At 61.0% G+C, this 25302-nt stretch carries 20 protein-coding genes, 1 tRNA gene and 1 pseudogene; 10 read left to right on the top strand and 12 right to left on the bottom strand.

Annotated elements, in window-relative coordinates; all coding sequences use genetic code 11:
- Positions 1 to 13: 13 nt before the first annotated feature.
- Positions 14 to 823 carry an IS21-like element ISBj11 family helper ATPase IstB gene (istB, locus tag ACE10X_RS34925; protein WP_016842034.1) on the bottom strand — a complete coding sequence of 270 codons (810 nt, stop codon included), beginning with the start codon at positions 821 to 823 and terminating at the stop codon, positions 14 to 16.
- Positions 820 to 2370 (bottom strand): IS21-like element ISBj11 family transposase, encoded by a 1551-nt coding sequence (gene istA / locus ACE10X_RS34920; protein WP_080586188.1) that lies wholly within the window; start codon positions 2368 to 2370, stop codon positions 820 to 822. Before istA ends, istB begins: the two co-directional genes overlap by 4 nt.
- Positions 2371 to 2490: 120 nt before the next feature.
- Between istA and ACE10X_RS34915 the strand changes: the two genes are divergently transcribed.
- Positions 2491 to 2814 carry a hypothetical protein gene (locus ACE10X_RS34915; RefSeq protein WP_375763442.1) on the top strand — a complete coding sequence of 108 codons (324 nt, stop codon included), beginning with the start codon at positions 2491 to 2493 and terminating at the stop codon, positions 2812 to 2814.
- Positions 2815 to 3493: 679 nt separating this feature from the next.
- On the top strand, positions 3494 to 3733 hold the full coding sequence (locus ACE10X_RS34910) for an excisionase family DNA-binding protein (RefSeq protein WP_035632478.1): 240 nt from the start codon (positions 3494 to 3496) through the stop codon (positions 3731 to 3733).
- An 82-nt stretch (positions 3734 to 3815) separates the two neighbouring features.
- Here the strand turns inward: ACE10X_RS34910 and ACE10X_RS34905 are convergent, their stop codons facing one another.
- Entirely contained in the window at positions 3816 to 5162 is a 1347-nt protein-coding gene (locus tag ACE10X_RS34905; RefSeq protein WP_026191834.1) for an IS5 family transposase, read from the bottom strand.
- A 274-nt stretch (positions 5163 to 5436) separates the two neighbouring features.
- Positions 5437 to 6813 carry a tyrosine-type recombinase/integrase gene (locus ACE10X_RS34900; RefSeq protein WP_018273347.1) on the bottom strand — a complete coding sequence of 459 codons (1377 nt, stop codon included), beginning with the start codon at positions 6811 to 6813 and terminating at the stop codon, positions 5437 to 5439.
- 118 nt (positions 6814 to 6931) lie between these two features.
- Here ACE10X_RS34900 and ACE10X_RS34895 point away from each other — a divergent pair.
- Positions 6932 to 7003: transfer RNA gene (locus ACE10X_RS34895), tRNA-Glu, on the top strand.
- Positions 7004 to 7212: 209 nt separating this feature from the next.
- Here ACE10X_RS34895 and ACE10X_RS34890 read toward each other — a convergent pair.
- Together ACE10X_RS34890 and ACE10X_RS34885 are read right to left on the bottom strand one after the other, a co-directional pair.
- Complete coding sequence (locus tag ACE10X_RS34890) at positions 7213 to 8235, bottom strand: hypothetical protein (protein ID WP_304556826.1); 1023 nt, start codon at positions 8233 to 8235, stop codon at positions 7213 to 7215.
- Positions 8232 to 11096 carry a penicillin-binding protein 1A gene (locus ACE10X_RS34885; protein ID WP_038388609.1) on the bottom strand — a complete coding sequence of 955 codons (2865 nt, stop codon included), beginning with the start codon at positions 11094 to 11096 and terminating at the stop codon, positions 8232 to 8234. The genes ACE10X_RS34890 and ACE10X_RS34885 overlap by 4 nt, the downstream gene beginning before the upstream one ends.
- Before the next feature lie 191 nt (positions 11097 to 11287).
- Here ACE10X_RS34885 and ACE10X_RS34880 point away from each other — a divergent pair, with 191 nt between their 5' ends.
- The 3 genes from ACE10X_RS34880 (at position 11288) to ACE10X_RS34870 (ending at position 14147) form a co-directional block, all read left to right on the top strand.
- Complete coding sequence (locus ACE10X_RS34880) at positions 11288 to 11860, top strand: hypothetical protein (protein ID WP_038388608.1); 573 nt, start codon at positions 11288 to 11290, stop codon at positions 11858 to 11860.
- A 582-nt stretch (positions 11861 to 12442) separates the two neighbouring features.
- Complete coding sequence (locus ACE10X_RS34875; protein ID WP_038388607.1) at positions 12443 to 12838, top strand: hypothetical protein; 396 nt, start codon at positions 12443 to 12445, stop codon at positions 12836 to 12838.
- Between the two features lie 127 nt (positions 12839 to 12965).
- The gene (locus ACE10X_RS34870) at positions 12966 to 14147 is read left to right on the top strand and encodes a radical SAM protein (RefSeq protein WP_038388606.1); all 1182 of its coding nucleotides are present in this window, start codon (positions 12966 to 12968) and stop codon (positions 14145 to 14147) included.
- A gap of 189 nt (positions 14148 to 14336) precedes the next feature.
- Here ACE10X_RS34870 and fabF read toward each other — a convergent pair whose 3' ends face one another.
- A complete protein-coding gene (gene fabF, locus ACE10X_RS34865; protein ID WP_304556823.1) occupies positions 14337 to 15599 on the bottom strand; it encodes a beta-ketoacyl-ACP synthase II in 1263 nt (420 codons plus the stop codon).
- Positions 15600 to 16327: 728 nt separating this feature from the next.
- Between fabF and ACE10X_RS34860 the strand changes: the two genes are divergently transcribed.
- Both ACE10X_RS34860 and ACE10X_RS34855 read left to right on the top strand, forming a co-directional pair.
- Complete coding sequence (locus ACE10X_RS34860) at positions 16328 to 16519, top strand: hypothetical protein (RefSeq protein WP_051003368.1); 192 nt, start codon at positions 16328 to 16330, stop codon at positions 16517 to 16519.
- An 865-nt stretch (positions 16520 to 17384) separates the two neighbouring features.
- On the top strand, positions 17385 to 17621 hold the full coding sequence (locus ACE10X_RS34855) for a DUF6894 family protein (protein ID WP_038388600.1): 237 nt from the start codon (positions 17385 to 17387) through the stop codon (positions 17619 to 17621).
- A 72-nt stretch (positions 17622 to 17693) separates the two neighbouring features.
- On the opposite strand, the gene ACE10X_RS34850 is transcribed toward ACE10X_RS34855, so the two are convergent.
- The 4 genes from ACE10X_RS34850 to ACE10X_RS34835 all read right to left on the bottom strand — a co-directional run bounded on the left by ACE10X_RS34850 (position 17694) and on the right by ACE10X_RS34835 (position 22367).
- On the bottom strand, positions 17694 to 20003 hold the full coding sequence (locus tag ACE10X_RS34850; RefSeq protein WP_375763441.1) for a tetratricopeptide repeat protein: 2310 nt from the start codon (positions 20001 to 20003) through the stop codon (positions 17694 to 17696).
- Between the two features lie 289 nt (positions 20004 to 20292).
- Positions 20293 to 21411 carry a hypothetical protein gene (locus ACE10X_RS34845; RefSeq protein ID WP_038388596.1) on the bottom strand — a complete coding sequence of 373 codons (1119 nt, stop codon included), beginning with the start codon at positions 21409 to 21411 and terminating at the stop codon, positions 20293 to 20295.
- A 390-nt stretch (positions 21412 to 21801) separates the two neighbouring features.
- Entirely contained in the window at positions 21802 to 22041 is a 240-nt protein-coding gene (locus tag ACE10X_RS34840) for a hypothetical protein (RefSeq protein WP_051003366.1), read from the bottom strand.
- A 197-nt stretch (positions 22042 to 22238) separates the two neighbouring features.
- Complete coding sequence (locus ACE10X_RS34835) at positions 22239 to 22367, bottom strand: hypothetical protein (protein ID WP_276325889.1); 129 nt, start codon at positions 22365 to 22367, stop codon at positions 22239 to 22241.
- A gap of 109 nt (positions 22368 to 22476) precedes the next feature.
- On the opposite strand from ACE10X_RS34835, the gene ACE10X_RS34830 reads away from it, so the two are divergent.
- Together ACE10X_RS34830 and ACE10X_RS34825 are read left to right on the top strand one after the other, a co-directional pair.
- Positions 22477 to 22722, top strand: coding sequence for a hypothetical protein (locus ACE10X_RS34830; RefSeq protein WP_375763440.1), 246 nt, complete (start codon positions 22477 to 22479; stop codon positions 22720 to 22722).
- 860 nt (positions 22723 to 23582) lie between these two features.
- Positions 23583 to 23771 (top strand): hypothetical protein, encoded by a 189-nt coding sequence (locus tag ACE10X_RS34825; RefSeq protein ID WP_038388595.1) that lies wholly within the window; start codon positions 23583 to 23585, stop codon positions 23769 to 23771.
- 1235 nt (positions 23772 to 25006) lie between these two features.
- Here the strand turns inward: ACE10X_RS34825 and ACE10X_RS34820 are convergent.
- Positions 25007 to 25230: pseudogene (locus ACE10X_RS34820) on the bottom strand (DUF3606 domain-containing protein).
- Between the last annotated feature and the right edge of the window lie 72 nt (positions 25231 to 25302).

Genomic DNA, 25302 nt, shown 5'->3' with positions numbered 1-25302 from the left:
CGCGGAGCGTCAATCAAGCGAGCGTTTTTTGTGTCGCGTGCTCCGGTGGCCGCCCTGGACCACGCTTTCGCTCGAGGGCAGTCCGCCTGCGATAGCTCTCGACGTTCATCTCGACGATGGTGGCGTGGTGAACAAGGCGATCGATCGCCGCGAGGGTCATAGCTGGGTCCGGAAAGACCTTGTTCCATTCTCCAAAGGGCTGATTGGCGGTGATCAGCAAAGAGCGTCGCTCGTAGCGTGCGCTGATGAGCTCGAACAGCACACTGGTCTCGGCCTGGTCCTTGGTGACATAGGCAAGATCGTCAAGGATAACGAGATCGAAGCGATCGAGGCGGTTGATGGCACCCTCGAGGTTGAGTTCGCGGCGCGCCACCTGGAGCTTCTGCACGAGATCGGTGGTGCGGGTGAAGAGGACGCGCCATCCGTTCTCGATGAGAGCCAAGCCGATTGCTGCTGCCAAGTGACTCTTGCCGCCACCGGGCGGACCAAACAGCAGCAGATTGGCGCCCTTGTTCAACCAGCCGTCGCCGGCGGCGAGCGCGGTCATTTGCGCCTTGGAGATCATCGGTACGGCTTCGAAGTCGAAGCTGTCAAAGGTCTTTCCGGTGGGCAGCCGCGCCTCGACGAGATGGCGCTCGATGCGGCGACGGCTGCGTTCAGCGATCTCGTGCTCTGCAATGGTGGCGAGGAAGCGCGCCGCCGGCCAGCCTTCCTTATCGGACTGCTCGGCAAATTGCGGCCACAGCACCTTGATGGCGGGCAGCCGCAGCTCGTTGAGCAACAGATTGAGGCGCGCGGTGTCGACTACGTTGGTTGTGCTCATGCGGCACCTCCGATCTCGGCAGTACCGATGAGGCATTCATAGGTGGCGAGCGGTGCGAGGCGCACCACGACGTTCGGCATCTGGGCGGGATCCGGGGCGAAGTGAGTACGTAGCCGGTTGAGGTCGGGCAGCCGGCCGTCGTTCAGGTCGGCCGTGAGCTGATCGGCGAGTTCGGCCTCGCAACCGCGCTCATGGGCGAGTGCGAGGAGATCGACCATGATCCGGCAGGCCTTCTTGTCCGGTAAGCGTTTGCGCAAGACGTCGAAGGCTCGGCGGTAAGCTTCCCGGGGGAACAGCTGGTCGCGGTAGACCAGGTTGAGGAGCGCCATCGGCTTGCGCCGCAAGGAATGGATCACGTGCCGATAATCGACGACCTGATCGTGCTTGCCATTGGGATGCGGCCGCCCGCGCGGCAAGGTGAGGAGATGCGTGCCGCCGACAAACACGTCGAGGTGATCGTCATACAGGCGCACCCGCAGCCGATGGCCGATCAAGCGCGACGGCACCGTGTAGAACACCTTGCGCAAGGTGAAGCCGCCGGACGATGTCACGTGGACGATCACCTCTTCATAGTCCGACGTGCGGCGGTCCGGCAGATCCTGAAGTGCGGTACGTTCGCTGTCGATCCGCTTGGCGTTGCGGGCATTGCGGCGGCTGACGATCTCATCGATGAAGCCACGATAGGCAGCGAGATCGTCGAAGTCGGCGGTGCCACGCAGCAACAGCGCGTCGCCGACCGCCCGCTTGAGATGGCCATGCGAACTCTCGATCGCCCCGTTCTCGTGGGCGATGCCACGATTGTTGCGGGAGGGGCGCATGCCGTAATGGGCACAGAGGTCTTCGTATCGCCGCGTCAGATCGTCTTTGGCGTCGCGGTCGAGATTGCAAAAGGCGGCCGACAGGCTGTCGGTGCGATGCTCCCGTGGCGCTCCACCGAGTGACCACAAGGCATTCTGCAGGCCTTCGGCCAGAGCGATGAAGCTCTCACCGCCGAGCACGACATGGGCGTGCTCAAACCCGGAATAGGCCAGCCGGAAGTGATAGAGACGATGGTCGAGCGGCACGCCCGCGATCGTGACACCCAATTCGCCCATGTCGGTGAAGTCGGACAGGCCGCGCTGACCGGGTTCGTGGGTCTGCCGGAAGATGACCTCCTGCTCCTCGCCGTGGATCGCCCGCCAGGCCCGGATCCGGCGCTCCAGCGTGCGACGGATGCCGGCGCCGAGCTCAGGATGGCGTCGGAGCAACTCCTCGAAGATCGTGACCGGCCGCACACCGGGGGCGGCCTTCAGCATCGGCACGATCTCTGTCTCAAATACGCGGGCCAAGGGATCTGGCCGGCGACGGCCGCGAGGAGCCTTCTTCTGCGACGGAAGGCGTCGATCCTGCTCGATCCGGTAAGCGGTCGAGGTGCTGAACGACGCCTTGGCGGCGGCCACGGGCGGGCTATCGGTCTGACGGTACTTCATGTAGAGCCTCATTTGGTGATCGGTAATGTGTCGGCCTGGCACGCGAGTGATTCCTCTTGGCGGAAGAACCACTTGCATAACCAGCCGGCCGCGATCACCAGTCGGCGCGGTCCGCTGTGGATCGCGCCGACGCCGGGCTCGTAACTCCGGTCGGGCTACGCCCTCCCTGCGTCACGAGCCCGGCGTAGCCCTCTCATCATGGTCGACGCTCCACTTCCATCCTGTTCGCCGCGCGGCAGGGGGGAGCCCGATGCCCTGAAGGGCGCGATCGAACGGCAGTACGGCGAAGCCCTTCGTTCAATCGGTCTGAAAGCGGATGCCCCGCGCGATATGCCGATGCCGGCAAGTCCCGGTATCTATGATGCCGCCCCCTCTGGTCGGGAGATCATGCAAGAGCTGGCCGCAATCCGGAAAAACCATGGTCCGTTGCTGGTGCTCATGTCGCCGGAATCGTCGCTGGAATGTCGCATGGCGTGGCCGCGCGAGCACTTCGCGCCCTCGGCGTTGATTCCTCGCTCCTGAAATCGACCGCCGATCCGATATCGGCGGTCGGACACGTTCACCGAGACGAGGCCTAGGGGCCGCCAGCTATCGGGAAAGTAGGTTTGAGCGGCTCCGTCAGCACGTCGCTGAAATGGAGCGGCGGGCGACCGAGGCCGAAGCGAAGTTGAAGCGCCTCTATGACGGGATCGAGAATGGCGTGAGTGATCTGTCGCTCAAGGATTGAATCGCCGAGCTAAAGGCGGTACGGGATAGGGCGAGCGGCGACGCCGGTCGCGCTCTCGCGCATATCGAGCGTATCGGCCCCGCGATCACGCCAAAAAGTCTGCGCACGTTCGCCGATGCGGCCCTACGCAAGCCGCGGAGTGACGATGGTACCTTTGCCCGCGCTCACCTGCGCGCCGTCGCGCAAAAGGACGCCGTGTCGAGCAAGCAAGAACTGGGCGATGCGACCCGTCGCCGCCACTGATTCCTGCAATGTTAGTTACGAAAAAAGTCTACGTTGCCTTTCGTAGCCGAGTCTTTTCTGACACTTCCTGACGTTCGCTAATGCCCTCCCTTCTGCTCCTTTGCTTCCGTTGACGTGGAATGCGGCGCGCCTCAGGTTAGCTCGTTCTATTATGGAGGAGACGTAATCTTGATACGGCGTGGTCAGGACTTCGAAAGCAGTGTCCAAGTTGAACGTAGTGCGGTCGCAGATATGCCGGCGCCTAGCCATCTGCGTCGCCTCCCGTTTGCGCAGCGGTTGACCTGCACCGTCGCGGAGGCCTGTGAAGCGACAGGTCTTGGGCGGACCAAGATCTATGAACTAATCGGGGATGGTCGAGTTACCACGACGACGGTCGGTCGCCGTCGTCTGGTCATTGTGCAATCTCTGTTGGCTCTGGTGGGTGTCGATACGATACCAGCCGACACTGGACAGGTTCGCAGCTCCTCATGACGGCCACGCGAGCAGGTGCGGAAGCTGATACTATGGCACGGCTACCGTATCGATCGCGAATTGGCTCCTACACTGTCGTCCGTTAAGAAGCCGATTGCAGCGGTGAACGGTCGCTGATGGCTGCGATGAGGGTGGCCAGGAAGAGGCGCCAAAGACCCCTCAGCCAGGCGAGGATGCGGCGGAAGTTGTGGCCGACGGCTGAGAGGATGACGTTGGCGGCGTCTCCGGCGCGGCCTTTGAGGTAGCAGCGGCCGAGGTGACCATCGGTCTTCAGGTGTCCGATGATGGGTTCGATGGCGGAGCGGCGGCGCAGCTCGCGCCTGATGATACCGAAGACCCCGCGCTTCTGGCCGGAGATGAAGACACGGCGCGGGTTCTGTGCGTCGTGGCCGCGATATCCCTTGTCGGCATAGGCCCGCTCGATCGCGCAGCCGGTGAGTGTCTCGGTGCGGTCGATGACGTCGCGCAAGGTATGACCGTCGTAGGGGTTATCGGGCAGCGCCCTGGCGTGCAGCACGAACAGGCCACCGGGAGCACGGCGGTTGTTGGTGACGATGGAGGCTTTGACACCGAACTCGTAAGGCGCGGCTGCTTTGCCCTTGCCGATGCACTCCACCTCCGGGGCGTGGAAGGAATAGAGCTTCCAGCCGCGCTGGCGCTGCTGCTGCGAGCGGATCTGCGAGGCCCGGCCGAGCGGGAGGGCGAACGCGTTCTCGAGCACGGCCTGACCTTCGATCTTGCGGCGGATATCGCGGATGATCCGGCCCAGCCGGCTGCGCAGGATACGCAACTGCCGCTGATGCCGCTTGAATTGCTTGGCATGGGCGTAGCGTCCCGCCATCATGGCCGCGGTCTTGGCAATGCGAAGATAGGACTGCCGCAGCCTGACCCCGTGCTTCCTCGCCAGGCGGTTGAGCCCCCTGATCGCCGCGTGCAGCAGCTTGGCATCGGTCGGGAAGGCGATGGCCTTCGGCTGCACGGTGGTATCGACCGTGACCCGCTTGAGGTCCTGGCTGCGTAACGCGCCGGCCTCGTGCGCCACCCGCAGGCTCTCGGCCAGCAACAGCTCCAGCTTGTCGCCGAGCCGCTTGCGCCAGTGGCTCAGGTCCGAGCGCTCGTGCGGAAACGCGTGCTGAAAGAACTCTTCGCCGGTGAAGTACTGGAAATACGGGTCGTGGACCCAGCGCTCGCACACCCCCTCATCGGACAGGCCGTAAATCTGCTTGAGCAGCAGCAGCCCGATCACGAAGCGGGTCGCGATCCCCGGCCGACCGTTCTCGCTGTAGAGCGGCGCGATCTCGCCGTCGATCCAGTCCCAATCGACCTTGCCGGCGAGCTGAACCAGCTCGTGCTTCATGTTGATGATCTGGTCCAGCCTGGCCCGGAACAGATCGCCAGATCCCGTCGTCCTTTGCTTCTTCGGTCGCATCGTCACCTCCGACGCGACCACGGAATCATGACTGGCGATTCGACTGAATCCTGAAAATGAAATTGCAAGGTTCCGAGGCTCGAAACATCAAAACCTTGCAATCCAAAAACAGTCCACACCAGCAAATGCGATTCTGCCTCAATCGCTTAGCCGATCTTCACGGACGACTACACTGGCTCAGTCCGAAAAGCCGCGAGTCTTGAAGCCTGATACTATCAGGCGTGTGGTGGAAGCCACTAAGAGTGAGCGTTCGCCGGCGAGCGCGTCTCATTGATCATCCACGCCCAACCGAATTTTCGGCGTGCCGCGGTACTAGGGGGACAACTGCCGCCCGCGCGAGATCTTCCAACGCCGTTGAGATATATTTCGCGTAATGTCGCTCGATCATTTTCACGGAAGTGTTGTGCAGCTTAGCAACGTGTTGAATAGGGAGCCGGTTTCGTAAGCCGCGAACGATGCTGGAATGTCGCAACGCATAGGGAATGGCCCCTGGTAGCGCTGCGCGATCGCGGATGGCGTGCCACGGACGAGTAAGTTCTGCCGTCTTCCAAGGACCGCGTTCTGACTTTCTCCAAACGATGCTGCCGGCCTCCTGCTCGTAGCTCCATCGCTCGAACAACGGCGCCTCTTTTGGGCGATCTAAAATGACTGGCGACAGGAGTTCGATGACATCTTCGCCCACCGGAACTGGAACGGAGCCACCGTTGCCACCACGTCCCTTGTAGGAACCTGGTACCATCAAGCGCTGCTCTTCCCGTTGTGCATCACTGACGCGCATCCGCCTCGCCTGCGCAAATCGCGCACCCGTGGCTGCAAGGCACACGACAATGCGATGTAGGTCGCCTTCAAATCCCTGCTCATCGTCGATCTCGCGCGCGGCTCGAAGTAGGGTGCCGATTTGCGCATCCGTAAGGACCTGGTTATCTCGGGCGACTGATGCCTCATCATCATCATCGATGCGCTCAGCTTTAAACCCGTCTTTCACAATCGAAGGGAATGTCGGGTTCAGCTTCTTTTGTTCCGCCGACAGGCGAGGCCATGCTGCATTCAGCCCGGCCTTCAGGTCGTTTATGAGCCGCTGTTTTGTCGTCGCCTTTAATTCTACAGGAAGGCCCTCGCGCCACGTCAAAAGATCATCTTCCTGTAGCGCGTGTAGATGGACTGCGGCGAGAGAGGCGGCCTCAACGGCTTCCTGGCTACCACGCTGCTCTTGACCAAGAACGTAACGCCGTAAGCGGTGACCAGCATCGGATCGAACCTCGCGACCGGCCCGTCGGCTATCACGGGCATTACGTTCCCTGATGTATGTCTCTACAGCCGTCCGCACGGTGGGTGCCGGTCCGGCGGCTTGGGCCGCCGCTTCTGTTCTGGACCGGGTGACGTGTTCCCGCGCTTGTGTCACCGCCTGCTCGAAAGTCAGCGTGCCTTCGGCAAGTTTGTCGTTGACGTCGTTGGCGATGCCGACCGGCGCCTGCTTGTAGTTGGCTCCTTCATGGTGATTGCGCCAGCGCACGAACCAAACGCCGCTCCGCTTGCCCTTGCGATAGCCAAGATGCGCCCCGGCATCGAGGCGGCGCCAATGTACGCCAAGTTCCAGTTTCGAGCGCGCCTTGGCAGTCGTGATCTGAGCCTCAGTGAGCGTCTTTGTCATGGCATACGAACCCGGAGTCGTCGAATATCCGTCGAATAAGCATCGGCGTACAAAGCCGAACAACGAAGAACGATGTCTATCTAAACTATTGAAAAGGCTATATTATGACGAACGACTGCGAACTCCGGCGGAAACTGTTTCCAGCCCTCTCAAGGCTGAAACAGGGGTTCGATTCCCCTAGGGAGCGCCAAGTACGCGATATTCCACGACATTTTACGATGTGCGTCCCGATCGGGAGCGTCAACCCGTCGATCGACTGATCTTGCAAGCGGTGGTGGGCAGGAGTCTTACCCCGGCTCGGTGACTGTTTGCCAGTTCTTCGGGGTTTCTTAGACGCCTCTCGCCCGCAACGCGATTTGTCCATCTACCGGCGTCCATTCGTCGCCACACACGATCTGCTCATTCCCGCTCCATCATGTCGGCGATCGCCTTGATGCGGCTTCTGGCGTATTTCGGCAGGCCGGCGCTCAGCGAATCGCCGCTGTTGAAGGAGCTCTTGCCCATCAGCAGTTGCGCGGGCACGAGGTTCCGCAGAATGGGTGTATTGCTGTATTCCCTTTGCTTGTTCAGCACGTCGTTCCTGACCGCAATCAGGATATAGACCGTTGCGATGGTGGCTTCCCGCTCGGTCGGATGCTGTTGCAGAACCGCAAGCAGCTTGCCGAACTGGATGACCTGGTTGACCCAAAAGATGTTCTGCTCGAGCCCGCTGGTGACTGTGGAATCGAGCCCTGTCAGGCTCGGCAACTCGGCAAGGAGCGGCTGCGTGACCAACATGATCTCACTCTGGAACTCGATGAAATCCGGAATGGGCTTTTTGCTCTCCTCGCGCAGCTTGTTGGCAAGCTGAATGCCCGACGGAATTTTCCCTTCGAACATGTAGCGGGACTGCACGCAGATCGCCTTCGCGTCCTCGCACCAGCGGCGATTCGGCGGACGGTTGTGCGCGGCGCCCGCGTCCTTGTTGGGAACAGCATCGCCCGCCGTGATCGGCCGGTGCTTGACTGCCGGATCGATCTGCTCGAGGAACGCGACATTCGCATACCGCGACAGATCCATTGCCGCTGCCGATCTTGGAAGTCGAAACCGCGCCTCCGCCTGGTAGACCGAGAGCTTTAGCTTCGCTTGTTGGTTGAGCGTGGGCTCAACGAAGCTCGGGAAGAGCGAGAGGAAGCGCCGCTGAACCGGACGTGAGCGGGCCCAATCGTCGAAAGGAATGAGCCCGGTCGAGGAATCGGCGAGCTTGTCGTTGCGTTGGTCGGCGAAGATGATTGTGAGCGGTTTGATCTGCGCGATCGGAACGCTGGCGGCTCCGGGCATGTCCTCCAGCTGGAATTCCTGCGCTTCCGCGCCCGTGCAAGCGGCCACGCAGGCGGCGATGAGGGCAGCGGCACGGTAGAGTCTCATGGCGTGAACGCTCAATTCAGCCGCCGCCAGAAATAATCGGGATCGACTCGAAGCGGCGGTCGCGGGAGGCGGTCCTCGTCATCGGGATATCCGCGCGAGGAGGGATATTCGCGCGGACCAAGACGCCAGGTCGGGAATGGAAATGGCGGCCCGTTATCGCCGTAAAGGCGGTTATCGTGGGACCACTGCTGGAATGGCCCGTCGTTTTCGTCCTGACCGCCACGATAGGCGTAGCGTTCGGCACGCGAGACAATCCGAAATTGCGAATCATTGATTCTGCCCGATGGATCCCTCTTCAAGTACTCGGTGAAAGCGCGCCCGGAGCCGGCCGATGCCGGATCGCCCGTATAAGGATCGATCGACAGAGCAACGAGCTGATGCATGGCTTCGCGCGAAGGGCCGTTCAACACCGTCCTGGGAGCGTGCAGCTCCCAGGCTGCCTGCACGATCGGCTCGAACATCGGCAGCGCTGCTTTCGCTCCGGTCTGGCCGGGCCCAAGCGTGCGGCGCCCGCCGTCGCCGTTGTCGTAGCCGACCCAGATGGCGATGGTGACGTCATTTGTGAAACCGACGAACCAGGCATCTGCCGAATTATCAGTGGTACCAGTCTTGCCGCCGACATAGGGCGAGAGATGCTTTACCACGCGCGCGGTTCCGCGCGCGAGCACGCCCTGCAGCATTGACTTCAGCTGGTAAAACGATGCGCGGTCGGCGGGGCCGATCCAGGAGACCGCATGCGGATCGTGCTGGTAGACTGGGCGACCGTCCTGTTCGATCGTTTCGATCGCATGGGGCTGGGGTCGTGCGCCTTCGTTGGCGATCGCTGCATAGAACGCCGCAAGGTCGATGAGCCGCACTGCTTGGGCACCGAGCACGAACGGATAGTGGCGCGTGCATTCTTTGTAGAGTTGCGCTTCCATCGCGACATCACAGACCCGGTCGAGGCCTCGCTCGGCGCTGTCGTCGAGACCGGTCGCGAGCAGTTGCACGGTGGCAAGATTCCGGGAGTTTTCCAGCGCATGCCGCAGTGTAATGGGGCCCATAGCGCCGCCGTCGTAGTTCTTCGGCGACCAGAAATCGCGCTGGCGCGCGTGAACCGTCGCCCCGATCGGCGCCAGCGTAATGGGTTCGTCCATCACCAGCGTGTTGGGCTGCAATCCCTTGCGAAGGGCAGCGAGGTAGGTCAGCGGCTTCAAGGTGGAGCCGGGCTGCCGCAGGCTCTGGACGACGCGATTGAGCTGGCTTGCCGGATACGAAAAGCCGCCCGCCATCGCGAGAATGCGGCCGCTTTCGTTCCCGAGTACGAGCGCCGCTCCCTGCACGGTCGGTCGAATGCGCAGATCGGCAAGCGCCGCTTGCTTACCCTTGGCTTCGCGCACCTGTACGTAGACCACGTCGTACGGCTTGAGACCGCGCCGGATCGCGTCGCTCCAGGTGTTCAGCGGCAGGATGCTTCCGTCGGTCAGACCGACGTTGATCGCATGGCCGCGCTTGCCACGCGTATTCTCCAGGATGACCGCCGCTTCCCAGTGAACGTCATAGAGAGGTAGCCGCGTCGTCTTCAACGCCACGCGCCAAGCCGGTTCGGCGGCCCTCGGGTCTGGCGCAATCAGACGGACAGCATCGGAAATATTCGCCTCGGGTCCCTCAAATTTGTAACGACCGGTGTTCAGCTCGTACCGCGCGAGGCCCTCCTGCAATGTCGCTTCGACTACGCGCTGCAAGGCCGAGTTGACGGTCGAGCGCACCGTGTAGGAGGAATTGGTGAGAGTATCGAGGCCCGCGACCATCTTTGCCTCGCGGCCGATGTGATCGACGAAGTGAAAGCCGAAGTCCCGTCGCGTCGGCCGGTACTCCACGAGCTGCGGCAATACTACTTGCGCCGCGGCGGCGTCGATCATGGCGTCGTCCTGCATGCGGCCCAGCACATAGGCAAGGCGCTCGCGCGCGCGCTCAGGGTGGTGGTCGGGATTGAAGTAATTCGGTCCCTTGGCGAGCCCGGCGAGCAGGGCGCCCTCGACTGCGGAGAGCGCCGTGGCTGGTTTGCCGAAATAGCTGCGCGCCGCCATCTCGATGCCCCAGGCTCCGCGACCGAGATAAATCGAGTTGAGATAGAGCTCGAGGATCTCCGCCTTGGTCAGGGCGCGCTCGATCCGCGAGGCAACGATCATTTCGCGCAATTTTCTTTCGTAGGTGATGTCGTTGCCCACCAGCAGGTTCTTGGCGACCTGCTGCGTAATGGTCGAGCCGCCCTGCGGCCGGCCCGGCTGCGTGAAGTTGCCGATGAAGGCGCGGACCAGTCCGCGCTCGTCAATGCCGGTGTGTTGGAAGAAGCGCTTGTCCTCGGCGGCGATGAAAGCGTTGCGCACCGCTTCTGGGATATCCGCAAGCTTGACCCAGATTCGGCGATTGTTCGGCACGTAAATCTCGGCAAGGCGCTGGCTCTTGTTGTCGAGGATGACGCTGGTGACAGGAAGCCTGAGGTGCTTAAGCTGCACGGCGTCGGGCAGATCCTTGACCGCGCTGTTGTAGAAAGCGATGACCTGACCGAGATCGACCGGAGAGCCTTCAACTTTTTCGACCTTGCAGAACTGCCTGTAGGCCACGTGGAGGTCGGCCAGATTCAGTCCTTTGAGTGCCCTGATCTCGCTGCTCAACGCCTCCTTGTCATCCATGGCAGTGGCAATCAGATCGTCCAGGTTGATGTCCTCGATGTCGAAAGCCTTGCGCATGTGGGCGCAGCCGGCACTCAAGAGCTGCGCCACCTCGACGCGGTCGCGCACCGCATCGAACTCCGTCTTGACACCATCCGGCCGGGTGGTGACCTGGCTGAAGGCAAGCGCCGTGGCGAAGATCTTGATGAGAATCGAGTCCATGACCTGCCGACGGTCGAAAAGCCCGCCCCCGTAAGGTCCCGAACAATATTGAGTAAGCCTGTATTGAGGAAAAAGTTCCCGAGGCGCCGCCGCCCGCTTCTCCGGGCCCTCAGCACCGCTCCGACTGGCCGCGCCGCGGAACCAACGCTGCGGCCAGCGCGTTTTAAAAAGTCCGTATTGGCAGCGCACCCATGAATGCCCCTCGTCCAGTCGTGCTTGCCGTGGCGCTCATCAGCGCCGCCATCGCCGCGATGCCTGCGGATGCTGCTTCTAGAAAAAGGAACACCCGGGCTCTTGCCGCGGTCTCCCCTGCAGCCAGCGCCGCTCCCACGGACAGATTTTTTGCCTGCGACGTTCGGGTGCGAGACTATCTTCGTGAAGGCGGAGCGGTGGCACGGGTGACCAAGATCGAAGTGGACGATGCCCGACTGCAGTTGAACATTCATCATGAGTACGGGGAGGCGGGAAAGTCGGCTCGAAAATACCTCCGCGGTGACACTGAAGAAGAAATGCGCAAAAATCTGCGCGGAATATTGGACGAGTTCGCTGCGGCTGCGAAGGCGGCAACGGGTGGTCGCGCTTGGTATGTGATCGCTGCTCGCAAGGTCATGCCGGACACCCGCGACGGTTCGGGCGAGACCACGAGTCCGTGGACAGCCGTCGTCCTCGCGGATTTCGAAGGAAAATGCAGACCCATCACGTTCTATCAGTCTGTCGACCGGAACAAGCTCGATGCTGAACTGAGCAAGAAATTGGATGAGTGAAGTTTTCCGCTTGAAGTGATTTGCAGTCGTAGCGACGGCACTTGGACGCCATGAGGTGCGGCTTTCATCGCCTGGGGTACGTTTGGGCAGCCGTTCTGAAGCGCTTTGAAAAGCAATAAGGCAGTTGCTGTCCAAACTTTTCTTTAACCCACTGAAATCACTCACTTCTGCCCCATCCCTAGGGAGCGCCATTTGAGCCCTCATCCGCAAACCCGGACTGACCCGCTTCGGCCTGCAAAAGCGGCCATTGCGAGCGCATGTCTACGGCTCCCGCTTCAGATTGCGGCGCCGTTGGCCGCGATCAAACGCATGAGCGATTGCGCAGATCTTTCGGAAGCAGGTCTTTCGGAACGGGATCGCGCGAGGACCGCCGGGTCGATCCGGATCGAGCCCGATGCGCGAAACCCGGCGCGCGCGAGAGCGTGCCCTGGTCGTTCGCCCCTCGCGAACTGAGCGGCGCAGCATCAGACGCGATACCTAGACTCCGCTGCAAATCCGCTGCTATACTTTCAGTTGCTCGACCGGCGTAAGGCACGCGCCGACATTTCGTTCGATTGTGATATCGCGAAAAGGAGCTCAACGATGGCGATTACGCTGACGGTCTTGGCGAGCCTGCTGCAACTGCACGGGCCGGGTGCGACAATCGAAAGCGATCATCAGGGTATCGACGCATTGCTGAGTGGTGTGCGCGAGCAGGGCCTTCAGGAACTGAGCGCTCAGGAACAGAGCCCTCAAGAACAGAGCTTTCAAGAACAGAGCCCTCAAGACGTACAGAGCTTCCAGCTGGGGGTGATTTCCGACCAGCCCCAGGCAACTCAGGTCTATTTCAGGCGCGGGGCCTTTGCCAGGGGACCCTATGCGGGCGGCTTCCGCAGAGGCGGCGGATACTATCCGGGCGCCGGCGCATTTCGCAGGGCCGGCGGATATTATCCCGGAGCAGGCGCGTTCCGACGAGGTGGCTTCGTCAGGGGCTACTAGAGCATGATCCGGAAAAGTGGAAACCGGTTTTCCGAAAAGATCATGCTCAAACAAACAGATGAGATCATGATGCGTTTCCGTGGAAACGCATCATGATCTAGCCCGATCGCAGCTCGCTGGTATCCGCATGTCGGTTGACGCTTCAAATTCCGTCGCGTTCCAGGAGCAGCCGATTACGCAGTTGCTGGTCAAGGTAGCGGCGAGGTGCAACATCGATTGCTCCTACTGCTACTGGTTTCGCGATGCGGCCGTCTATGACAAGCCCAAGCTGATGAGTGCGGAGGTGCTGCAGCAGCTGTTGCTGCGCCTCGAGCAGCACGTCGCCAGATACTCCCTCGTCGACTTTCCCGTGATCCTGCACGGCGGTGAGCCGCTGCTTTGGGGCGTCGATAATTTTCACCGTTTTGCGGAGGCCTGCGAGGGCGTTTCATCTAGGACCGGCTGTGAGATCCCCATTGCGGTGACCACCAATGGCGTCCTGGTTGACGATGAATGGCTCGACTGTTTCGAGGCCCGCAATATTTCGGTGGCGATCAGTATCGATGGGCCGGCACATATTCACGACGCTCACCGCAAGACGTTTCAAGGTACCGGCACCCATGCCGCTGTGGAACGTGCCGCCCGCATGCTGGTCTCGCGCGACATCGGCGTGATCGCCCTCGCGGTTTGCAACCCGGCTCACGCGCCGCAGGAGTATGCGGATTTTTTCGCGGCGTGCGGCATCGCCAACTACGACATCATGATTCCTGACGCGACGGCGGACGAGAAGCCGTCGTCCATTGCCCCGTTCTACAACGGTCTTTTCGACTTGTGGCTGGAGGCCAATCGCACGACGCCGACATCGAATGTTCGTATCATTTCCGACATGGTCGCTGCCCTGATCGGCAACAACGCGCCGACTGAAGGCGTGGGCCACAAGCCGGTCGAGCTTTGCACGGTCATGACCGACGGCACGGTGGAGGCCCACGACGTGCTGCGGATTGCGGGTGACGGTTTCACCAACACGAGGTTCAACATCTTCGATCACGCGATCGACGACGTCAGGAGCGAGCCGCGCTGGAAAGCCGCACGCGATGCGTCAGTCAATCTTTGCGAGAAATGTCGGCAGTGCAAGTTCATGAACGCCTGCGGCGGAGGCTATCTTCCGCACCGCTTCTCCAGGAAGAACGGTTTCGACAATCCGTCGGTCTATTGCGACGATCTCTATTCGATGTTCGAGAACATGCAATCCGTGCTGGAACGTCATCTCTACGTCCGCAAGCAGGACGGGGAACGGATTGGCGTGCGCAGCGCGGCGGCGGGCGATTAGGCAATTCTAGAACCCCGTTCCGATGGAATCGGAACGGGGGTCTGGATTCTTGTTTTGACGCGTTTTCTTCACGCGAACCGGTATCCACTTCGCTCGAAAACCGCTCTGGTCAATCGGTAGCTCCGCTTTTCATCCGTCGATAACGCGACACGCGCGGCGTCTTTCCATTGCGAGCAAGGCCCGACCGGCTCAAGACCATCGTCGAAACACCAGGCTGGCATTAACGCCGCCAAATCCGAAGCCGTTCGAGATCGCGTGTTCGATGGTCATCGGCCGCGCGACGTTCGCGACCAGGTCGATGCCCTGTGCTGCGGAATCGGCGTTCTCCAGATTGAGCGTGGGCGGCGCGACCTGATCGCGCAGCGCCAGGATGGTGAAGATCGCTTCAATGCCGCCGGCGGCGCCGAGCAGATGTCCTGTCGCCGACTTGGTCGCGCTGACGGCAATTCCTTTCTCGCGTCCGAACACGCGCTTGACGGCCTCGAGCTCGGAGAGATCACCGACCGGTGTCGATGTCGAATGCGCGTTGAGATGCTGGACTTCGTCGGGCTGCAAGCCGGCCTGCCGGAGCGCCGCCTCCATCGCGCGCCGGGCGCCGTCGCCATCCTCCGGGCCTGCGGTGATGTGATAGGCGTCCGCCGTCGTGCCGTAGCCGATGAGCTCGGCGATCGGCTTCGCGCCGCGCCGAAGCGCGTGTTCGAGCTCCTCGATGACGAGGACGCCCGCGCCTTCGCCCATGACGAAGCCGTCCCGGTCGCGGTCGAACGGCCGCGACGCGCGCGCCGGCGTGTCGTTGAACGACGTCGAAAGCGCGCGCGCCGCCGCAAAGCCGCCAAGGCTCACAGGATCGATGCAGGCCTCCGCGCCGCCGCAGACCGCAATGTCGGCTTCGCCGGACCTGATCAGGCGCGCCCCGTCGCCGATCGCCTGCACGCTCGCCGCGCAAGCGGTCACCGGCGCGCCGATCGGACCCTTGTAGCCGTATCGAATCGTGATGTGCCCGGCGGCGAGATTTGCCAGGAACGATGGAATGGTGAACGGCGACAGCCGGCGCAGGCCGCTCTTCTCCGCCGTGCGCACGGCGTCCGCGATCGCGGGAAACCCGCCGATCCCGGACGCGATCACGGTCGCGGTGCGCTCCTGCGCGAGTGCCTCGGTCGGCATCCAGCCGGCCTGCGCCACGGCCTCGGCTGCTGCCAGCAGCGCGAACAGGATGAAGCGGTCCATCTTCTTCTGGTCCTTGCGCGGGGCTGCGGAATCGGGATCGAAGCCGCCCTCGGCATCGCCGGCCTTGTCAGGGACCTGTCCTGCGACGTGCGCGGGCAGCGCGGCCGCCCACTCCGGCAATGCTGTGAGCCCGGAATGCCCCGCAAGCAGCCTCGACCACACCAGTTCGCTACCACAGCCCAGCGGGGACACTGTCCCGAGGCCCGTCACAACAATTCGACGCATGGCTTTCCTGTCGCGCCCTTGGTGCGAACCGTCATGGCCCGGATTCGAAACCGCCCGGGCGTCGGGTTCGCTTTTATATGATGCTTGTCATCTATTGTCTCGACTGGCCGGACGTCAAGTGTCGTTGCGGACGAACAAATCCGGCATCACCATCTAAAGAAGACGATAACCCCCGCGACTATCCAAATCGGACTAAGTCCGAGCAGCATCGAAATCCAGAAATACAGCTCTCTTCGAGCAGATGTACGCCCATCCATCGGCATACTCCCGTGAATGGGGGAAACTCCTATTTCGAGTTTCGACAAACAATAACGCATGTGAATCCGGACGGAACAGCGCGAGGTGGCAACGTTGCCACTGTCCTTCCGGAAATGAATGCGAGCGTTGGAATTACGCGCCGCCGAGACGCAATGCAGAGCGAGAAGAATAAGGCGGTCTTGTTCGAATATCGCGAGCGGCTGAGGCGAGTGGTCCGATAATGTCGGGCGCGACCCGACGGAGCTATTGTTGGCGCGCTCCTGTGCAACTGCTCTTTTTTCCTGAATATGCGCGGCAGGCTAGGAACCATCGAGAGGACAGGACGTCTAACTGACGCTTCCGGTCAGCCACATGCCCCCCGACTGCCGGAGGAAAACCCGCATTGCTCGGGTTGGCGGCCCTCAGGTTGGGGCCGCTTTCAATTCGACGGGAAAGTGCCTGCAACTTGTATTTCACAGGTGGTGGTAGCAATGGAATTTATTGGACGCCCGATGCGAGGCCGGTTCCTCGTTCGGCAAGGTGGCAAAGGCTGGATGGTCTACGACAGCGAACTCAAAGGACCAGCCCAGATAGAAAAGGACGGCGCGTTCGCCGAGAAGCTCACAAAAGAACAGGCTGAGATTTTAGCGGAGCGGCTGGCAACTCGCAAATCCGGTCTCTGACCAAAGGGATGGCCCGGTGTCCGGGGAGAGCACTGAGGCCAATGGTCGTCCCACTCCTCAACGCGACCGAGTCGCAACGCTGAGAATTGCCACGTTCCCGAAATGAAGAACGGCCCCAGTGTAGATCCACGCGCTGGGGCCGTTTTCATTGAGCACTCGCTGCTGCAAAATAGGACGCGCGCTGGAGGGGCACCATGCAGGCGAACCACCACCACCTCGACGGCGTTGAGATTGCCTTCGTCTCCGCTGCGGCGGCGTCATTTGTAGCGCTCGTCGCCAGCTGTGGTCGACGGCGGCGCAATTAGGAACTTTACACTGACCTAAATATTAGAATCCCCGTTCCGGGCAGGGGTCTGACGAGGGAAACACATGGGAGCCATCAGACGCCGGATCAAGCAGATTGAGACGCTAGAACAACGGCTCGCCGACCGAGCAGAAGAGATGCGCGAGCGGGCCAGGACGATGCCGCCAGGTGTCGAAAAGGAAGCGCTGCTAAAGCGAGCCCGCCAAGCCGAGACTGGCGCCCACATGAGCGAGTGGCTTCGATCTCCCGGGTTACAGCCCCCAACATGAACCAATCATCGGAGCCAAGTGCGGCGCTAAAGATGGCAGCGGGGGTGTCTGTTTTGCTCGCCCTGCTGCTTATGGGTTTTTTCTTTATCGCGTTCTAGGATGTGGCCGCCTCCTCATGGCGCGGCAGGATCTACATCGAGAAGTTCAACTGTCCGATGATCTATCAAGACGAGGCGACGCCGGCAGATGAGCGAGCGGCTGAGCTCTCCGGAACTCCGCCAGCCCGACTAGGAACGAACTCCTCCTCAATTCTGTTTTGGCCCATCACCGCCACGCATTGTGGAGGCAATGGATGCCGCGTTATTTTTTCGACATTAGGGACGGAACGGGTCTCTACCAAGATGAAGAGGGCCTGGATTTTCCTGACCTACGAACGGCGGAAGCAGAAGCAGCTCGCACCTTGGGCGAACTGGCACGAGACTTAACGACGCAAGTCATCTGGCCGGACGTCGCAATTGAAGTGAGGACGGAAAGCGGCCTGGTGTTCAAGGCCGCCTTCATTTTTGAGACCGACCATCCCCGGCAGTGAGGCCGGCGAGTCGGATCGCGGTGTCTGCGACCTCGACTGCGCGGATGAGCGACCGCAGATAGGCAGCAACGATCACGCCGGGACGACGATATGGTCCGGCGTAATGCCCGCCCGGTGACGCTCATACATCGCGGTATAGGCGGCCTCGATATGCCGGGTGAAACGTTTGGTATCGAACAACGGTGCCGTCAGCCGGTTGGCCGCCAGCCTGGTTCTGAGCGCCGCGAGCTTCTCGGGATGGGTCGCCAGATCGACCGCCATGCGCTCATAAGCCTCCGGCGATTCCGCAATAAGCTCGGGCAGGCCGACCGCATGGAGCAAGCTCGCCGCGACCCGACTGGCAAACGTGTCGCCGAGAATGGTCAGCACCGGCAGGCCGGCCCATAGCGCATCGCTGGCGGTCGTGTGGGCGTTGTAGGGAGTGCTGTCGAGGAACAGGCCGGCGAGGCGATGACGTGCGAGATGGTCAGGTAACGACATACGCGGCGCGAACACAAGGCGCTCCGCAGCCACGCCACGCGCGACCGCCTCGTTTCGCAGATTTGCGGCAGAGTCGGCGTTGGCTTCGAGGAGCCACAACATGCTGCCGTCGACGCGGCCGAGAATCCTCATCCACCGATCGAACATGTCAGGCGTGATCTTGTAGTTGTTGTTGAAGCAGCAAAACACGAAGCCCGTCGGTGCCAGCCCGACGTCGCCGCGCGTAAACACGCGATCGGCAATGACGCGCTTGTCGTCGTTGGCCTGATAGCTGTTGGGCAGAGCGACCACCTTTTCGCTGTAGAATTCGCGATGGTGGTCCGGGATCACGGTACGATCGGCGATGATGTAGTCGATGAACGGGGCACCGAGTGTTCCCGGATAGCCCAGATAATTGACCTGGATGGGGACAGGCCGGCGGCCAAGGACTCTGGTGCGGGATCCCCCGGTAAAGCCTTTCAAATCAACCAGGATGTCGATTTCCAATTGTCTGATCAGGTCGGCGACCTCATCGTCGTTGATGTCCCGGACCTCGACAAATCGATCGAACGACGCCTCCAGCCGTCGACGCATCTCCGAGGGGGCGTTGGGTGACCATGAGATTGCCACCGTCTCGAATTTCGACCGGTCGTGGCACTCGAACATCCCCGCCATCAGAAGCGATGTCGCGTGGTTGCAAAAATCTGACGAGAAATAGCCGATGCGAATTCGATCGTGATCGTAGCGCTCGCCTCGCCAGCGCTGGCTTGCGGACGGCGGATGATTCTTCGCGGTCCATCGCGTGGCGCATAGCAGTTGGTCGGCGGTCGATGAAGGAACGCTACAAAACAGAAATGGCGGCGTCGTCGCGTTCCGAGTCCTGATCAACTCGATAAGTTGGTCGCACCCAGCGTCAAAGCCGGCCCAGTCGCAAATGTGGGATTTGGCGTGCAGACGATAGCCTTCGATGTCGGCCTGGTCCGGTTTGAGCGCGACGGCCTTGTCATAGGCAGCGAGTGCTTCGGGGTAGCGCGCCAGAATGGATAGAACCTTGCCGCGGTTGGCGTGGGCAGCCGCATCGTCGCCCTTGTGCTGGATCGACTTGTCGATGCTGGCGAGCGCCGCGTCGTGATGCCTGAGTCTGAACAGCGCCGAGCCGCGGTTGTTGTAGGCCTCGGCATAGTCGGGCTGGAGCGCGATCGCCTTGTCGTAACTCGCAACTGCCTCTTCGAGACGATCCAGTTCGATCAGCACGTTGCCGCGGTTGTAGCAGGCGCCGGCGATTCCCGGCGCCCGGTCGTAGCTCGCGAGCGCATCATCGAACCTTTTGAGGTCGTTGAGCACGTTGCCGCGATCGTTGTGTGCACCGGCATCGTTGGGCTTGAGCGCAATCGCCCTGTCCAGGCTCGCCAGGGCCGCCTCGGGCCGCTCCAGCTTTCTCAGCGCGGCGCCCCTGTTTCGATGGGCATCTGCATGGTCAGGCACCAGCGCGATCACGCGATCGTAGCTTGCGAGCGCTTCCTGGTGGCGCCCAAGCTCCGCGAGCGTAAGTCCCCGATTGTAGAGCGCCGGCGCAAGGTCTTGCCTGAGCGCGATCGCCCTGTCGAAGCTCGCGAGCGCTTCGTCGAAGCGACGCAACGCGCGCAGCGCATTGCCCAGGTTGCTGTGCGCGTCCGCGACGTTGCCGTTGAGCCTGATCGCCCGCCGGATCAGGTCGACGCCGCGCTCGCTACGGCCGGTCTGCGCGGAGATCAGGCCCAACAGATGCAGCGCATCGAAGTTGTTTGGCTGCTGCCGGAGAATGTCTTCATAGATCTTCTCTGCTGCCGCCAACTGACCCCGCTGATGCAGCGCGACAGCCTGCGCGAAGGCACGCTGCAAGTCTGTCGAACTGGATTTTTGAAATTCACCTGTTTCGGGCATCAGACGTCTTCACGCGCTCCGCGTCCGGGTCCTGGCCTCACGCTGGCAGACATGTCGCATCCCGTGCCCGCGATATGGATCGCCCGTCTATTAAAGGTTGAAAACTGGCAGATCGTCCTTGATTGCGCAACGGCCTAAAGGAACAGCTCCGCGAATAGTCGGGCTGAAGCGGATGGTCCTCGGTCAGCCGAGCGGCTGCCTCGTCAGCCGCAGCCGAACCTTGGAGGTCACGACGGAGGCGGGGGCGGCGTCTGGAGCATTAAAGCCGCGTCACGACGCGCCTGCCACTCTAGCTCGAACACGCGTCGTTGCTGAGAAGCGGCGTCGGGTTCTCGGTCGAATTTTCCCCGCCGCGGTACCATGGCTTGAAACGAAAGCCCGTTCTTGAATACGACCATGGCGCCGTCAGGGATCGAGCGCTCCCCTCCGTCGTATATTCTGAAGCGACCCCGGGGTCTGGATTGTAGAACGAGAAGACTCCGCGCCAACTGCCGTCCTGTTGCTCCTGGGCGTAGGACAACTCCACCTTGTTTCGTGAGACCGAAACCAGGCGATCCGAAACGTGATCGAACACAAATGGCCGTTCGAACCAGATCGTCGTCTCATCCTGTTTGATTGCCACGTTGGCCTCCTGTCTTGCGGTGCCGCCACCAACTAGCAGGGGAATCCCCAGCGGCACCGCGACGCCCGACGTCGCGGTTGCATTGAGACGGTTGGCGGAAAGCGTCGATGCGAAACCATCGGGGCGCGCAATGATGGTCTTTTTCGTGAACGGGCCGTGCGGGTTATCTGCCGTGGCGACCAGCGCGACCGCATTCTGCATGTTGTTGTAGTAGCCGTGATAGAAGATGACATATTCACCGTTCGCGCGCCGGCAGGCATAGCTGATCGATAGTCCGGACGCCTCCTCCGGCAGTGAGGGGGTGATCACGGCGCCATGGCGCGTGAACGTCATGCCGTCGACGCTGGTCGCAAGCTTGATCTGGTTCGACGCGCGGTCGAGGTAATAGATCATGTACGGCTCGGATACGCCGGGCTCATACACCACCTGCGCCGGGCCGATGCCGCCAGGCTCGGACGCGTCCGGCTGAAAGGCGATTCCGTGCGGAATCCAGGCGCCGCCGTTCGTCGATGTCCAGAGCCGCACCTGAAACCAGCCCGTCGTATAGGCTGACGCGTAAAGGCGCCGGCTATGTGCATCCGGGGCGATCGCGGATGGCCATGCGAGGTGAAGAACGCCATCGGGCGGCGACAGTGCCGGCGTCAGGCTCGACACCAGGCCATCGTCGCCGAACTCCCAGATGTGATAAATACCGCTGCTCCCGAGGCCATTGAGAAACCAGCTTCTTGCAATTGCGCCTGCAGGGAAAACGGCGAGGATGACAAAAAGAAGTCCCCGCACAATCATGAAATTTATCCTGGGTCGTGCCGTCTATCGAGCAATGAATTTTGCAGTGATGGCATACCCGGGCGGCCATTTCCGCCGGAAATTTGTTTCTGAAAATGACGCGGGCTTCGATTGAGACGCGCGCAGGATACGCCGGCGGACTCAGTTACCGGCTATGCTCGCTGTCGATGCGTGCCGCAGCTGTCTTGAAATCGTGTCAGCGGCGGAGATCGGATCGTATTGCACAACGATCGACTCGCTGCTGCGGACTGCAATCAGATACAACAACTGCCCGGCCTAATTTCGGTACTCAGGACCGGTTCCGCGCCACCATATCGCCTTCCAGAGGCGAAGGTAAAGCGCGCCGCCGGCTATTCCCGCCAAACTTGCGCAGCGCCGCCGTCATCCCTGTTAGCCACCGGTACCCATTCTTGGCGGCACGTCTACAGATCGAATGATCGAGCCGCGCCCACCGCAAACCGTGCAGGTAAACCGCGGCTCGAGATCGGACAGACGCATCTCGTCTGGCCACCTCGCTGCGTCGAGCTGGACATTGTGTGAGCACTGATAGTCTTTGCAGAAAACGATAATGCGCGTTGCCCCGGTTTCGCGCATTTCGCCGAACATGATCTTCGTGGGGTAGTCGTTCATGGCGTCGACTACAGCCGCTTCGCGGGCCGGCGGCAATCCCACGAAGCCTAGCGGGGCCGCTATGGTCTATCCACCGTCCATCGGTCTAGCTATATCGCGCTAAAAACGAAACCCATGAGCAATAGCGCCAGCAGAACAGCTGCTCCAGCTACCATCTTAAGCACGCTGCCCGGCTTCGCGGATCGGTTCATAGCTTGTCAGCCCGGGAACTGCGGCTGAATAAGCGATGCTATCATCATGGCGGCGATCAGCAGCGCTGGCCCGCAGCTGACCAAAGCAGCTAACCAAAGCTCCGGTTCGCGAAAGACCTCGTAATCGTCTTGCATGGACGGGTTCTCCAACAAGTCGAATTATCAACGGACAGATTTGGGTGGCGTTCCCACTGCTGACGGAACCTGCAGCGAGCGAAAAAATTGACTCGTTACGGAGGTTCCTATGACACGAAAAAATCGGACAACACGTCGTTTGAGCACAATAGATGCCGTTACTGGTTCCGGAGCCGGACATGTTGCTGCTCACCCGCGCGACTCCGGCAGTCAGGCAAATGAAACCGTCGACGGACTGGACTCCACCACTGAGTCGTTGCGGCACGCCACCGAAGATAGGCCTTCCGGAAGAGGCTCCAGCGATATCGAAAAAACGCCAGTATTTGACCGCGCCGGTGCTGCACAGAAAATCTGAGCGAGACTGCCGCCGCTTGAATCGTTAGCTGTGAATTGAGGAGGCGGAGAATGTTCCTATTGGGACTTGGCGCCCTGCTCGTTCTCGGTGGAGTATTGTACATGGCGCACGCCGCAATCTGGCGGGGATCCCTTAGTCGGCCAGCTGGTGATACTCTCGAGCCGTCACACCGCGGCTTGGGATTCCTTGGGGTCGGCGCGAACTGGCCGGGCATGCTTCTGATGGCGATCGGCGCAATTTTGCTAGTGGCGGGAGCCAGGTTTCTAGCCGGGTAGCCGCGGGTCGCACAGGGCGCCCAAACATACCCCCGCGGTAGTAATCCGTTTGGGGTATGAACCATGGCACGCTTTGTGCTGACTCCCACTTGTCGGGATTTTGCACATCCTTCCCGGGGCTAGACCAACGCAGCCAGCGAGTATTTTAAGCTTGGCGGCGTTGTTGTGCGTTAACTTTAGGCCATGCCCATCTCAATAGCGCTTATCGCGCTGATCCTGATTATCGTCTTCGCAACATAGGTCCCGGAATTCTCCGTGGATGAACAGAGTTCCTGATAACCAGCCTCAACCGTAGTTCTACGGCTTGGCACTAATTGCACTGGCGCAGCAAGTTCTACGGCGTAGGCTGCCTCCATCACGCGCGAGGGTTGTGTCATGAGGGACGACCTACTCTACAAGGTCCTTGCGGTCGTTTTTGGGCTTTGCCCTATCGCACTGATGGCCGGCGCCCTATTTATTTCGGGTTAAGCGCAACTTGGGCCCCGCGCATTTGGCCTTCCGAATTCCGTAGACCAGACGCCTAGAGCCGTCCTAAGTTCCCCATCGCAAATCAATGTCGGGGCGTTCGGGAGCGCTCTGCGGAAAATGCGAAGTTACAAGGCCTACATCCTTGGGGACGATGGCCACGTCATTGCACGCGTGGACCTGCCAGACTGCGACGACGATGAGGCCGCGAAGCACAAGGCGCGGAAGGTCGCAATCGGACAGGCTGTGGAGCTATGGGACGGCCCGCGCAAGATCGCGACGTTTCAGCCGACCAATCCCGACCCTTGAGAATACATGAATGACTGTAGAGTGCCGGCGGCCCTCTAAAAAGCCCCCAAAGAAACGGCCCCAGCGCCCTTGGAGGTCAATGCTGGGGCCGCTTCCCGCTCCGCCGAATTAAGAAAGGGGCCGTAACGCTCGGCCCCTTTACCGGATAATGAAAATTGCTTCGGGATGAAATCTAGCCCCGGCAAAGACAAAATTAGCGCCAAATGCCGCAGACGTGGATTCCGTAAAATTCCGGGGTCACGAACGCGCCTCCGCGCGGGAGCCCAAAAGAAAACGCCCCAGCACCTCTGGGGGCCTAGAGGCCGGCGCTGGGGCCAGTTGTCCCTATGATGAATCGGGGCGTGACCCGCAGTTTCCAAAGCTAACACCAGTGTCAGAAATTGCTACGCCTTCCCGATGCGATTGGGTGTCTTAGTTTGTCGCAGCAAGTTTCCTAACGCGTAATAAGAAAGGGGCGGCCCCAGCGGTGAAGCTGGGGCCAGTGTGTAGCTAGGCGTCTCGTGCCGGTAGCGGTGCGGCACAGGGCGACCAATGTTCCTGCACGCGCTTCGTTCCTGTTCAAAAGAAGGCCCCAGCATCCGGATCATGCTGGGGCCAAGCTGGATCGCCGAACCGCTGTCCACCGAGTAGCAGCGATCGTCGGAATAGGGCCGAAAAAACACGGAATGAAAATTACCTGCCCGTTGTTCGGATCATCCCAAACGACGCGTCGGTCCGAAAATAACCCGTGTGAATCCTGCCAGGAAAAACTTCCGCTTATTTAGCATAGGTCTATTCCTGCAGCGGGACGATTTCCCGTAGCTTCCCGGTGCAGGCACTGGATTAAAGCTTGCTAAATCGCAACCATGCCAAGCACTTTCGTTCACAGAGGTGTCACGTTCAAAGTGACACGGCAATACGATGATCAATTTGAAATCGCCATTGAGATGGACAGAGAAACAATACGCGGCACCGTTCGAACCAGGCTGCCTGAGCTGGCAAGACGACGTGCCGAGATCCTCATCAATCGAAAGCTAAAACAGAGGATTCGGCCAGTGTGAGTATAGCCGGCGCCCCAAACGAGAGCTGCGGTCATGCCAGGGATCAACGCCGTGAACCCGGTCAAATAGCGAATGTCATCTCGCGTCATTCCCCGAGCGCGCTGATCGTGAATGTGCCCCGGACCTTCGGGGGCAAGAGCCGGGGCACCGCTCACACGTCCATGCCGCTCTGCCGCGAGCGACGCAGGTCAACGTTCACCGCGAGGGCTTGGTTCCTAGCGACTTCTTCATTGCTGCTCCGAGCCGACGCTCGACCGCTTCCGACTGGTGCCGACCTTTTTGACGGCCTTCTTCACCGATGCGGCCGACCTGCCGGTTTTCCGCGACTCGTAGCTCACCTCGTAATCCTGCCCGCCGGCGACGCGCGCCCGGTCCTGCTTGCGACCGCGCGCGGTCTGCTTCTTCGCTTTCTTTGCCATTACGGCCTCCCTGTTGATGTTGGCCAGCCAACTCTGGCTATGATCGACCGTTCCATCTGCGGACCTGTCGCG

Origin of the sequence: Bradyrhizobium sp. Pha-3, from assembly GCF_042258325.1 — a bacterium.
Lineage (GTDB): Bacteria > Pseudomonadota > Alphaproteobacteria > Rhizobiales > Xanthobacteraceae > Bradyrhizobium > Bradyrhizobium elkanii.
This window is presented reverse-complemented; position numbering and strand designations above follow the sequence as displayed.